The sequence below is a fragment of the Bacillus atrophaeus genome, assembly GCF_039519175.1.
Lineage (GTDB): Bacteria > Bacillota > Bacilli > Bacillales > Bacillaceae > Bacillus > Bacillus atrophaeus.
On record NZ_CP154443.1, the window covers coordinates 1,719,709 to 1,734,338 of the forward strand.

The following is a 14,630-nucleotide window of genomic DNA, read 5'->3' on the forward strand; positions in this document are numbered from 1 at the left end:
GAGGTGGCATATGAGCAAAAAATCGATTCAGAAGGTGTACCCGTTGACACCGATGCAGGAAGGGATGCTGTATCATGCGATGCTTGATCCGGATTCTTCCTCTTATTTCACACAATTAGAGCTGCGCATTCACGGTGTCTTTGACCTTGAAATCTTTGAAAAAAGCGTCAATGAGCTGATACGGTCATACGATATTCTTCGCACTGTATTTGTGCATCAGCAGCTTCAAAAGCCGCGCCAAGTCGTATTGGCGGAGCGTAAGGCCACAGTGCATTATGAAGATATAACTCAATTAGACGCCCAGCGTCAAAAAGATCGTCTTCACCGTTATAAACAGGACGTGCAGCAGCAGGGCTTTAATCTGGCGAAGGATATCCTGTTTAAAGTGGCGGTTTTCCGGCTGGATGCGGATCATCTGCATCTTGTCTGGAGCAATCATCATATTATGATGGACGGCTGGAGTATGGGAGTGCTCATGAAAAGCTTGTTCCAAAACTATGAAGCGCTCCGCTCGGGACGCCCGGCTGTCAATGGACAAGGCAAACCTTACTCCGACTATATTAAATGGCTCGGAAAGCAAGATAATGAAGAAGCGGAACGCTATTGGAGCGAGCGCTTGGCTGAGTTTGAACAGCCAAGCATGCTCCCGGGCCGCATTTCTGCCGAAAAGGGCATGTACAAAAGCGAAGAGTACAGCTTTGTATGGGATGAGGAGCTGGTATCGCTTATTCAGCAAACGGCGAATCAACATCAGGTTACAGGACCCAACCTTTTTCAAGCTATTTGGGGAATTGTTCTCAGCAAATACAACTTTACGAACGATGCCGTCTTCGGCACAGTGGTTTCCGGACGTCCATCTGACATTAACGGGATTGAGACAATGGCGGGGCTGTTCATTAACACCATACCGGTCCGCGTAAAGTATGAAACTGAATCTGTCTTCGCCGATGTATTTTCAGCCGTACAAAAGCATGCCGTCGAAGCGGAGCGTTATGATTACGTGCCGCTCTACGACATTCAAAAGCGTTCAGCGCTGGACGGAAGCCTGCTTAACCATCTAGTCGCTTTTGAAAACTATCCTCTTGATAAAGAGCTGGAAAACGGAAGTATGGAAGACCGGCTCGGCTTTTCCATTAAGGTAGACAGCGCTTTTGAACAGACAAGTTTTGATTTTAACCTGATCGTGTATCCGGGGAAAACATGGACGGTCAAAATCAAATATAACAGCGCCGCGTACGATACGGCATTTATAAAAAAAACAGCGAACCATCTGACACGCATGATCAAAGCGGCTGTTCGGCATCCGGAATCCCGCGTGCTGGATCACGGGCTTGTGGATGGAGCGGAAGAACGGCAGATGGTGGAAATTTTCAACGAAACGAAGACAGAGCTTCCGGAAGAACAAGCCGTTCACAAATTGTTTGAAGCGCAAGCGGAACGGACGCCGGCAAGCCTTGCTGTCGTATACGGGGAGCAAGAGCTGACATACCGGCAGCTGAATGAAGCGGCGAATCGTCTGGCAAGAAAACTTATCGAACATGGCTTGCAGCAAGGACAGACAGCTGCAATTATGAATGACCGTTCGGCCGAAACCGTGATCGGCATGCTTGCCGTATTGAAGGCAGGCGCCGCATATGTTCCGATTGATCCATCCTTCCCTGAGGATCGGGTTCGCTTTATTGCGGACGACAGTTCCATCCGGCTTGTGCTGACTGTAAAGGCATATGAAGAGCAGGTGAAATGGTTACAAGTCCCTGCCGTTATGATGGACAGCGGCTCAGATCAGGCTGTGAGCGCCGCTGATCTGAACTTGCCTGCCCGCGCTGCGGATTTGGCATATGTTATGTACACTTCCGGTTCTACCGGGAAGCCAAAAGGCGTCATGATCGAACACAGAAATATCATACGACTGGTGAAAAACGCCGGGTATGTTCCCGTTCATGAAGAGGATCGGATGGCTCAGACGGGGGCTGTCAGTTTTGATGCCGGAACGTTTGAGGTGTTTGGCGCATTGTTAAACGGCGCGGCGCTTTATCCTGTCAAAAAGGATACGCTGCTGGACGCGAAGGGCTTTTCGGCATTCCTGCGTGAGCATCGCATTACGACGATGTGGCTGACGTCTCCTTTATTCAATCAGCTGGCCGCAAAGGATGCCGCCATGTTCCAAACGCTTCGCCATTTAATCATAGGCGGCGATGCTTTAGTTCCGCATATCGTGAACCAAGTCAAACGGGTTTCTCCAGAGCTTTCTCTTTGGAACGGATACGGACCGACAGAGAATACGACTTTTTCAACGAGCTTTCTTATTGATCGGGAATACAATGGCTCGATACCGATCGGGAAACCAATCGGAAACTCCACCGCTTACATTATGGATGAACAGCAGCGCCTTCAGCCGATCGGGGCACCCGGCGAGCTGTGTGTCGGCGGAAACGGAGTGGCGCGGGGCTATGTAAACTTACCTAAACTGACAGAAAAGCAATTTCTCCAAGATCCTTTCAGACCAGAGGAAAAAATATACCGGACAGGTGATTTGGCGAGATGGCTTCCGGACGGAAATATCGAGTTCTTAGGAAGAATTGATAATCAGGTAAAAGTCCGCGGCTTCAGAATCGAGCTGGGTGAGATTGAAACAAAAATCAGTTTGGCAGACCATGTGACAGAGGCTGCCGCTGTCATTAGAAAAAATAAAGCGGATGAAAACGAAATTTGTGTGTATTTCACCGCTGATCGTGAGCTGTCTGCGGCTGAGCTTCGTAAGTCGCTGTCGCAATCTTTGCCGGAATATATGATTCCAGCTCATTTTATGCAAATGGACAGCCTGCCGCTCACGGCGAACGGAAAGGTCGATAAAAAAGCGCTGCCGGAGCCTCAGTCAGATGCCGTGCAGCCGGAATATGCCGCGCCGCAGACGGAGACGGAGAGAAAATTAGCAGACATTTGGGAAGGGATTCTCGGCGTAAAAGCCGGAGTTACAGACAATTTCTTTACGATCGGCGGCCATTCGCTTAAAGCGATGATGATGACGGCCAAAATCCAAGAGCAGTTTCATAAGGACGTTCCGATTAAAGTGCTGTTTGAAAAGCCGACGATCCAAGAACTGGCACAATTTTTGGAAGAAAACAACAAGGAGGAGCAGCGTTTTGAACCGATTCAGCAAGCGCCTTATCAAGAGCATTATCCTGTATCCTCGGCCCAGCGAAGGATGTATATCCTCAATCAGCTTGGACAAACAAGCACAAGCTACAACGTCCCTGCTGTACTTCTGCTGGAAGGAGAAGTAGACAGAGACCGTCTTGAATCCGCGATTCAGACGTTAATCAACCGATATGAAACATTGCGCACTTCTTTTGACATGATAGACGGAGAAGTCGTGCAGATCATTCATAAAAATGTTTCTTTTCAGCTGGAGGCTGCCAAGGCCCGGGAAGAAGACGCGGAAGAACTGATCAAAGATTTTATCCGGCCGTTTGAGTTAAACCGCGCGCCGCTCGTCCGCTCGAAGCTGATCCAGCTTGATAAAGAACGCCATCTGCTGCTGATTGATATGCACCACATTATTACAGACGGCAGCTCAACGGGCATTTTAATCGGGGATCTGGCTAAATTGTATCAAGGCGCGGACTTAGAAACGATTAAGCTTCATTATAAAGATTTTTCTGTATGGCAAAACGATCAAACACAAAAAGAAAAACAAAAAGCGCACGAAGAATATTGGCTCAATACGTTTAAAGGGAATTTGCCGGTTCTCGATCTGCCGACGGATTATCCGCGTCCGTCCGAACGCAGCTTTGCCGGAGAACGGGTTATGTTCGGCATCGACAAACAAGTCACCGCACAAATTAAAAAGCTGCTGTCTGACACGGACACAACGATGTATATGTTCTTATTGGCCGCTTTCCATGTATTGCTGGCTAAATATGCATCACAGGAAGATATTGTTGTCGGCTCTCCGACCGCGGGCAGAACGCATCCTGATCTTCAGGACGTACCGGGAATGTTTGTCAACACGGTGGCTTTACGGACATCGCCTTTAGGTGAGAAAACCTTTAAACAGTTCTTAGATGAAGTGAAAACAATCAGCCTTCAGGCATTTGAGCACCAGAGCTACCCGCTCGAGGAATTAATTGAACAACTGCCGCTGACAAGAGACACAAGCAGGAGTCCGCTGTTCAGCGTGTTATTTAACATGCAAAACATGGAGATTCCGTCCTTGAGATTAGGAGATTTGCAGATTTCCTCTTATTCCATGCATCATCATGTGGCTAAATTCGATTTATCCTTAGAAGCGGTGGAGCGCGGGGACGAGATTGGTTTAAGCTTCGATTACGCGACAGCTTTGTTTAAAGACGAGACCATCCGGCGTTGGAGCAGCCATTTCATAAACATGATAAAGGCTGCTGCCGAACATCCGAATATGAGGCTCGCTGATTTGGAACTGCTCTCCCCAGCGGAACGGGAAGCTCTTCTGACAGAAGAAACACATTCAGCAGCGGACGTGTCGGAGCATACGACATTTGCATCTTTATTTGAAAATAGAGCGCAGCAGTCACCTGAACGGACAGCGGTTTTCGGTGAAAGGAAATTGACCTATCGCGAGCTGGACGAGCAGGCAAACCAGCTGGCGCGTCATCTCCGCACACATGGAGCCGGCAGTGAAGAGATCGTCGGCATTGTCATGGATCGGACTGTCAATTTGATGGTGTCTATTCTCGGCGTCATGAAAGCCGGTGCCGCTTTCCTTCCGATTGATCCGGATACACCTGAAGAAAGAATCGGTTATTCATTGGAAGACAGCGGAGCGAAGATTGTTCTCGCTGACGAGAGAAATATGACGGCCATTGCCGGTTATCAAGGAGAAATAGTCAATATTGATACTGCTGATTGGCGCCGGGAAAGCAAGGAGCGGCTAGAACCTGTTGCAGGTTCTGGCAATCTTGCTTATGTCATTTACACATCCGGTACGACCGGAAAGCCTAAAGGCGTGCAGATTGAACATCGTAATCTCGTGAACTATGTGTCTTGGTTTTCAAAGGAGGCCGGGCTGACAGAAGGAGATAAAGCGGTACTGGTGTCGTCCTACTCATTTGATTTGGGCTACACAAGTCTGTTTCCTGTTCTCTCCTCAGGCGGCGAGCTTCATATCGTGCCGAAAGAGACATACACCGCGCCGGATCAGCTTGGGCGTTATATGAAGGAACACGGCATTACCTATATCAAACTGACACCGTCACTGTTTCACACGATTGTCAACACCTCCCGTTTTTCAAAAGAGAAGCATTTTGACTCGCTCCGTTTGGTTGTGCTCGGCGGAGAGAAAATTATTCCGGCTGATGTCAGCGCCTTCCATGCAGTCTATGCCGATACAGCTTTTATCAATCATTACGGTCCGACAGAAACAACGATCGGCACAGTCGCCGGACGCATTGATCTGTCAGACCTGGCGCAATACGCAGAACGTCCGACAATCGGTCGGCCGATTGCCAATACAGGCGCACTTGTGCTAAACGGGGCATTAAAGCTTGTTCCTCCGGGGGCGAGCGGCGAGCTCTATATTACGGGCCGTGGGCTTGCCAGAGGGTACCTCCGCCGTCCGCAGCTCACAGCCGAGAGATTCATTGAAAATCCATATTCACCGGGAAGCTTGATGTACAAGACCGGAGACGTGGTGCGAAGACTTTCTGACGGAACGATTGAATTTATCGGACGTGCCGATGATCAAGTGAAAATCCGCGGATACCGTATCGAACTGAAAGAAATTGAAACCGTTCTGCTCGGGGTAAGCGGTATTCAAGAAGCGGTCGTTCTGGGGGTTTCAGAAGGCGGTCTTCAGGAACTTTGCGCTTATTATAAAGCGGACAAAGCGTATGAAGGGGCTGAAATTCGCAAGCTGCTTGCGAAGAAGCTTCCGTCTCACATGCTGCCTGCGTACTTTGTGCAGATTGAGTCAATCCCGCTCACCGCAAATGGGAAAACCGACAGAAACGCTTTGCCGAAACCAAACACGGCCCATACGGGGCATCTCGCATCGGCTGCTCCGGAAACTGAGCTGGAAGAGAAGCTTTGCCGTATTTGGCAGAATACCCTCGGCATTGAAACGCTTGGCATAGATGATAACTTCTTTGATCTCGGCGGCCATTCCTTAAAAGGAATGATGCTGATCGCCAATATTCAGGCTGAGATTGAAAAAACAGTACCGTTAAAAGCACTTTTTGAGCAGCCGACGATTCGCCAGCTGGCTGCCTATTTGGAAGCCTCGGCTCAATCGGGCGGTTATCGGAAGATTACCCCCGCCAAAAAGCGTGAGGTCTATCCGGTGTCTTCGGCTCAAAAACGGATGTATGTGTTGAACCAGCTTGACCGAAACGGCACGAGCTATAATATGCCGTCCGTTCTTCTGATGGAAGGCGATCTCAACATCGCGCGTTTGCAGGAGGCGCTCAATCAGCTTGTGAACCGCCATGAATCGCTGCGAACCTCATTTGCTGAGGCTGACGGCCAGCCCGTCCAAACGATCATGGAGCAAGCTGAGATAGACCTGCATGTGTTTGAAGCTGAAGAAGCGGAAGCAAAACAGCGGATCAAAGCATTTATCCGTCCGTTTGATGTAAGCTCAGGACCGCTCATCCGCGCTGGATTGATCCGCGTGGGAGAGAAGAAACACCTTCTGCTATTGGATATGCATCATATTATCGCTGACGGAGTTTCCAGAAGCATTTTTGTACAAGAACTGGCATCGCTGTATAAGGGAGAAACCCTTCCTAAACCGCAGCTTCATTATAAAGATTTTGCAGTTTGGCAGAATGAATCAGCGCAAGTTGAACAGATGAAGGAACACGAGGAGTTCTGGCTCTCGGCTTTTGCGGGCGATCTTCCGGAGCTTGACCTTCCGCTTGATTATCCCCGTCCTCCCGTAGAGAGCTTTAAAGGGGACACGATCCGCTTCGCAGCAGAAAGAGAGACGGCGAAGGCGATTGAAGAATTGCTGGCCGCTACCGGAACAACCTTGCACATGGTGCTGCATACCGTATTCCATGTCTTTTTAAGCAAAATCACCGGCCAAAAGGATATTGTCATCGGCTCAGTTACAGCGGGCAGAACAAATGCTGATTTGCAGGGAATGCCAGGTATGTTCGTCAATACGCTTGCGCTGCGCAACGAAGCAGGTGAAAACCAAACCTTTGCTCAGCTTCTTGAGCAAGTGAAACATACGAATCTTGAGGCATTAGAGCATCAGGACTATCCATTCGAAGACTTGATCGGAAAGCTTGAACTGGCAAGGGATATGAGCCGAAACCCATTGTTCAATGTCATGGTGACAACAGAAGACCCTGATAAAGAACAGCTTCAGCTCGAAAATCTGAAAATCACCCCGTATCAAGCAGATCAAGGCACGTCTAAATTTGATCTGACTCTCGGCGGGTTTGAGGATGAAAACGGTATTGGCCTTCAGCTGGAATATGCGACCGATTTATTTAAAAAAGAAACGGCCGAACAATGGAGCGTATATCTTTTGCAGCTGTTAGAAGCGGTTGCTGCCAATCCTGACCAAAAGCTCTCAAGTCTGTCACTGGCTGACGAAGCAGAAAAACAAAGCCTGCTTGATGCATGGAAAGGCAAAACGCTTTCTGTGCCGCGGGACAAAACAGTTCATCAGCTGTTTGAAGAAACCGCTGATCGCTTCGGCACTCGCCAAGCCGTCACGTACAATGGAAGCTCATGGACATACAGCGAGCTGAACGCCAAAGCGAACCGTCTGGCGCGTATTCTGATCGACTGCGGCGTCAGTGCGGATGACCGCGTCGGCATTCTTACGAAGCCGTCGCTCGAAATGTCCGCTGCGGTGCTGGGCGTGCTGAAAGCAGGCGCGGCATTTGTGCCGATTGACCCTGAGTATCCGGATCAGCGGATTAAATACATTTTAGAAGACAGCGGCGCGAAGCTTCTGTTCACACAGGAAGAACTCAGTGTGCCTGAAAGCTACACGGGGGAAGTCATTCTTCTGAATGGGGAGCGCTCTATTTTGAGCCTGCCGCTTGACGAGAACGACCGGGCGAATCCGCAGACAGAGACAAACGCGGATCACCTCGCATACATGATTTACACGTCAGGAACGACTGGACAGCCGAAGGGTGTCATGGTCGAACACCACGCGCTTGTGAACCTGTGCTTCTGGCATCATGACGCATTTGGTATGACGGCAGAGGACCGCAGTGCGAAATACGCGGGCTTCGGATTTGACGCATCCATTTGGGAAATGTTCCCGACATGGACGATCGGTGCCGAGCTTCACGTGATTGATGAAGCGATCCGTCTCGATATCATCCGCCTGAATGAGTATTTCGAACAAAACGGCATTACGATCACCTTCCTGCCGACCCAGCTGGCGGAGCAGTTTATGGAGCTTGAAAACACATCGCTCCGAGTGCTTCTGACAGGAGGAGACAAGCTGAAACGGGCGGTGAAACAGCCATACACGCTCGTCAATAACTACGGCCCGACTGAAAACACGGTCGTTGCCACAAGTACAGAAATCGATCCTGAGGAAGGTTCGCTTTCCATCGGACGCGCGATTGCCAATACGAGAGCCTACATTCTCGGCGACGGCGATCAGGTCCAGCCCGAAGGGGTGGCCGGAGAGCTTTGCGTTGCGGGCCGCGGGCTTGCGCGCGGCTATCTGAACCGCGAAGAGGAAACAGCGAAGCGGTTTGTCGCCGATCCGTTTGTGCCGGGTGAACGCATGTACCGGACGGGCGACCTTGTCAGATGGACGGCAGAACACGGCATCGAGTACATCGGCCGGATCGACCAGCAGGTCAAGGTGCGCGGCTACCGGATCGAGCTGTCAGAAATTGAAGTTCGCCTCGCCCAGCTTTCGGCTGTGCAAGACGCGGCAGTGGCTGCGGTGAAGGATAACGCGGGCAACACCGCGTTATGCGCGTACGTTACACCGGAAGACGCTGATACTGAATCACTCAAGTCCGCGTTAAAAGACACGCTGCCGGACTACATGATCCCGGCGTACTGGGTAACGATGGACGAGCTTCCTGTGACCGCCAACGGAAAGGTTGACCGCAAAGCCCTGCCTCAGCCTGATATTGAAGCGCAAAGCGCGGCATACAAGGCGCCGGCAACGGAAATGGAAGAGCTGTTAGCTGCGATTTGGCAGGATGTCCTCGGCATCCCGGACATCGGCATAAGCGACAACTTCTTCACACTTGGCGGCGATTCCATCAAAGGAATTCAAATGGCGAGCCGCCTGAACCAGCACGGCTTGAAGCTGGAAATGAAGGATCTCTTCCAGCATCCGACGATCGAAGAGCTGGTGTCTTACGTAGAACGCACGGAAGGCAAAGAGGCTGATCAAGGTCCTGTAGAAGGAGAAGCGATGTTAACGCCGATCCAGCGCTGGTTCTTTGACCGCAAATTTACGAATCAGCACCATTGGAACCAATCGGTGATGCTTCACGGACCGAAAGGCTTTGACCCGATAGCGGTTGAGAAAACGTTACTGGCACTGACGGCACATCATGACGCGCTTCGTATGGTCTATCGCGAAGAACAGGGAGACGTCATACAATCATTCCAAGCAATAGACGAATGCAAGATCAGCTTAGAAATTGTGGATCTGTACGGTTCTGATGAAGACATGCTGAAAAGCCAAATCAAAGTGCTGGCCGATCGGCTGCAAAGCAGTCTTGATATCAATAACGGGCCGATTGTAAAGGCGGAGCAATACCGCACGGAAAAAGGAGATCATCTTCTGATCGCCATTCACCATCTGGCGGTCGATGGCGTGTCATGGAGAATTTTATTACAAGACTTTGCATCGGGCTATCTTCAGGCTGAGAAGCAGGAGGACATTGTCTTCCCGCCGAAAACAAACTCCTTTAAAGACTGGGGAGAAGAATTGCTGGCTTTCTCTCAATCAGAGCAGCTTACAAAGCAGGCTGATTATTGGGAGCAGATTGACGCCGAGCACATTTCTCCGGTGCCTAAAGATCACGAATTGGAAAAACGTCTTGTGAAACATACATCATCTGTCATTTCTGAGCTGTCTGAGAAAGAGACGAAACATCTTCTGACGGATGTTCACCACCCGTATGGAACGGAGATTAACGATCTTCTTCTCAGCGCTCTCGGCTTAACGATGGAAGAATGGACAAAGCAGCAAAAAATCGGCATCAACCTAGAAGGGCACGGCCGGGAAGACATTATTCCGAACGTCAATATATCCCGGACAGTCGGATGGTTCACGGCTCAATATCCTGTTGTATTAGATATGCCAGGAGAACGCGATCTCTCAGCCGTCATCAAAACGGTGAAAGAGGGCTTGCGCCGCGTTCCGGATAAAGGCATCGGATACGGAATTCTCCGCTATCTATCTGAATCTAAGCAGAAAAAAGGCTTCACCCCTGACATCAGCTTTAACTATTTAGGCCAGTTTGACAGTGAAGTGAAGACTGAATTTTTCGAGCCGTCCTCATACGATATGGGCCGTCAAGTAAGCGAGGAGTCAGAAGCACTTTATGCCTTGAGCTTCAGCGGTATGGTCCGCAACAATCGTTTCGTCATTTCTTGCTCATACAATGAAAAGGAATACGACAGAAGCACGGTTGAGGAACTAATGGAACGTTTTAAAGACAATCTCCTGCTGCTCATCCGCCATTGTACAGAAAAGGAAGACAAGGAATTCACGCCGAGCGACTTTAGCGCGGAAGATTTGGAAATGGACGAGATGGGAGATATCTTTGACATGCTTGAGGAGAATTTGAAATAAAAGGCGGGAGCGAAACAGATGAGTCAATTTAGCAAAGATCAGGTTCAGGATATGTATTATCTATCACCGATGCAGGAAGGGATGCTGTTTCACACCCTTTTGAATCCCGGCCAAAGCTTTTACATTGAACAAATCACAATGAAGGTCAAGGGCAGCTTTGAAGTGAAACTGCTAGAACAAAGCATGAACGTGATGATGGACCGGTACGATATTTTTCGTACCGTGTTCATTCATGAAAAAGTAAAAAGGCCCGTTCAGGTCGTGCTGAAAAAGCGGCCATTTCAGATAGAAGAAATCGACCTTTCCCATTTATCTGAGAAAGAGCAAGAGCAAAAAATAAATGAATACAAAGAACAGGATAAGCGCCAAGGCTTTGATTTAACACGTGATATTCCTATGCGCACGGCTGTTTTTAAGAAGGGTGAAGCAAGCTTCGAATGGGTATGGAGCTATCACCACATTTTGCTGGACGGCTGGTGCTTCGGCGTCGTTGTGCAGGATCTGTTTCAAGTGTACAACGCCCTGCGTGAGAAAAAGCCTTACAGCCTAAAGCCTGTTAAACCATACAAGGAATATATCAAATGGCTGGAAAAACAGAATAAACAAGCATCACTTCAGTATTGGACGGATTACTTGTCAGGCTTTGAAGGGCAAACGACTTTCGCGGAGCAAAGAAAGAAAGAGAAAGCGGATTATAAACCGAACGAGCTGCTCTTTTCATTGCCGGAAGCGGAAACAAAAGCTTTCACAGAGCTTGCGAAATCTCAGCGAACCACTCTCAGCACGGCGCTTCAAGCCGTCTGGAGCATCTTGCTGGGCCGGTATCAGCGGACAGATGATCTCGTCTTCGGAACCGTCGTATCAGGGCGGCCCGCAGAGATCAGCGGCGTTGAGCATATGGTCGGCCTGTTTATCAACGTTGTGCCAAAACGGGTAAGGCTGACTGAGGACATCTCCTTTAACGGCTTGCTTCAGACGTTGCAGGAGCAGTCATTACATTCAGAGGCGCATCAATATGTTCCGCTTTATGATATTCAGAGCCAAGCCGATCAGCCGAAACTGATTGACCATATCATCGTATTTGAAAATTATCCGCTTCAGGATGCAAACACCAATGGAAACAGCCAAAATGGCTTTGAAATGGAGGACGTCCATGTCTTTGAGAAGTCAAACTATGATCTCAACCTCATGGCATCGCCGGCAGACGAAATGCTGATCAAGCTGGCCTACAATGAAAACGTCTTTGATGAAGCCTTTATTTTGCGCTTAAAATCGCAGCTTCTCGCAGCCATCAAGCAAATCGTGCAGCAGCCGGATACACCTGTTGCCCATATCAATATCATTGAAGAAAAAGAACGTCAGCACTTGTTAATGGGCTTGAATCCGTCCGCCGAAAAGCCTGAGATAAAAAGACTGACAGAATGGTTTGCACAATCTGCGAAGCGCACGCCGGATGCTCCGGCCCTCACAGCAGGAGGCGTAACGCTGACCTATCACGAATTAAATACCGAGGCTAACAGGCTTGCTCACCGCTTAAGAAAAAGTGGAGCCGGCAAAGGGTCTGTCACCGCACTCTTTACGAAACGTTCGCCTGAGATGGTCATCGGCATACTGGGGATTTTAAAAGCGGGAGGGGCCTACCTTCCGATAGATCCTGAATATCCGGAAGACCGGATCGCTTATATGCTTGAGGACAGCGGAGCGAACTGTCTGTTAACCCATCTGCCGCTTCAGAATGAGGCCGGTCAGCTTCCATACAAGGGAGAGGTTGTGTACATTGACGATACCAGCCGTTTTGAAGAGTCCGGCGCTGATCCAGATGAAGCCGGTGAACCGGATGATCCTGCGTATATCATGTACACCTCGGGAACAACCGGAAAACCGAAGGGAAATATCACAACTCATGCCAATATTCAAAGGGTTGTAAAACAGACGAATTATATTGCGCTTTCTGAGCGTGATACGATTTTATCGCTTTCCAATTATGCATTTGACGGATTTACCTTTGAACTTTACGCGGCGCTCTTGAATGGCGGCAGACTTGTCATTGCTGAACAGGAAACCATTTTGAACACAGACAGACTGATGGCGCTCATCCGAGATGAGAATATCAGCGTCATGTTCGTCACGACCGCTTTATTTAATCTGCTTGTCGATGCTGGACAAGAGTGGATGAAGGGGCTCCGGCATGTATTATTCGGCGGAGAACGTGCGTCGGCCGCCCATGTTCGCAAAGCCTTGCAAACCATGGGTCCTCATAAACTGATTCATGTATACGGACCGACAGAGGTTACGGTCTTTGCCACTGCTCATCAGGTTCAGGAAGTTCCGGAATCAATGTCGGCGATTCCGATCGGCAAACCGCTTAATGAAACAGAAGCATACATCTTAACAGAAACCAGCCAGCTTCAGCCATTTGGGGCAGTCGGTGAATTATGCTTGAGCGGAATGGGCGTGTCAAAAGGGTACCTCAACCGCGAGGAACTGACAAAGCAGAAATTTATCCAGCACCCTTTCAAGCCCGAAGAAAGGCTGTACCGCACCGGCGACTTAGCGCGCTGGCTGCCGGACGGAACGATTGAGTTTGCGGGGCGGATAGATGACCAAGTTAAGATCCGCGGACACAGAATCGAGCTTGAAGAAATTGAAAAGCAGCTTCAGGAATACGAGGAAGTAAAAGACGCTGTTGTCGTCGTGGACAGAACTGAAACAGGTGACGCTTCAATCAACGCATACCTTGTGTGCGAAACACAAGCTTCTTCCAAGGAGATTCAAGCCTTTATCAGTAAGCAGCTTCCGGCGTACATGGTGCCGCAGTCGTTTACCTTCCTGGATCAGCTGCCGCTCACACCAAACGGGAAAGTGAACAGACGCCTGCTGCCGAAAGCAGAGGCTGATCTGTCAGCCGGAAGCGAATGGATCGGACCGCGAAACCAAACCGAAGACACGATCTGCCGAATCTGGTGTGATGTCCTCGGCAAAACCAAAATCGGCATCCATGATGATTTCTTCACGCTTGGAGGCCATTCCTTAAAAGCGATGACAGCCGCTTCCCGCATCAAGAAAGAACTCGGAATCGAGCTGCCGGTTAAGCTTTTGTTTGAAGCGCCGACGATTGCCGGCATTTCAGACTATCTGAAAAACGGAAACTCAACTGGACTACAGGACGTTACGGTCATGAATGCGGATCAGGATCAAACCATTTTCGCATTCCCGCCGGTATTGGGTTATGGCTTAATGTATCAAAACCTAGCGAAGCACTTGCAAGCTTACAAAATATGCGCCTTCGATTTCATTGAGGATGAAGACCGGCTTGATCGTTATGCCGCAATGATCCATGAGCTTCAGCCGGAAGGACCTGTTACACTGTTCGGCTATTCGGCAGGCTGCAGCTTGGCATTTGAGACAGCCAAAAAACTCGAAGAACAAGGACGCAGCGTTGAGAGGCTGGTCATGGTGGATTCCTATAAGAAACAGGGTGTTAGTGACCTGGACGGCCGCACAGTAGAAAACGATGTCGAAGCGCTTATGAATGTAAACCGAGACAATGAGGCGCTTCACAACGAAGCTGTCAAGCAAGGCTTAAAGAAAAAAACACACGCTTTCTACTCATACTTCGTCAACCTGATCAGCACGGGGCAGATAAAAGCAGATATTGATTTGCTTACATCTGATACTGATTTTGAAATGCCTGAGTGGCTTCAATCATGGGAAGAAGCCACAAAAGGGTCTTACCGTGTCAAAAGAGGTGCGGGAACACATGCGGAAATGCTGCAAGGAAAAAGTCTTGATAGGAATGCCGAGATTTTGCTCGAATTTCTAAGTGAAGAAACAATCAAGCTCTCATAAA

At 49.4% G+C, this 14,630-nt stretch carries 2 protein-coding genes; both read left to right on the forward strand.

Annotated features, from left to right (window positions below; all coding sequences use genetic code 11):
* Positions 1 to 10 precede the first annotated feature (10 nt).
* Entirely contained in the window at positions 11 to 10,780 is a 10,770-nt protein-coding gene (gene srfAB, locus AAHT65_RS08880; protein WP_425524849.1) for a surfactin non-ribosomal peptide synthetase SrfAB, read from the forward strand.
* 18 nt (positions 10,781 to 10,798) lie between these two features.
* Complete coding sequence (locus tag AAHT65_RS08885; RefSeq protein WP_343311373.1) at positions 10,799 to 14,629, forward strand: amino acid adenylation domain-containing protein; 3,831 nt, start codon at positions 10,799 to 10,801, stop codon at positions 14,627 to 14,629.
* Position 14,630 lies beyond the last annotated feature (1 nt).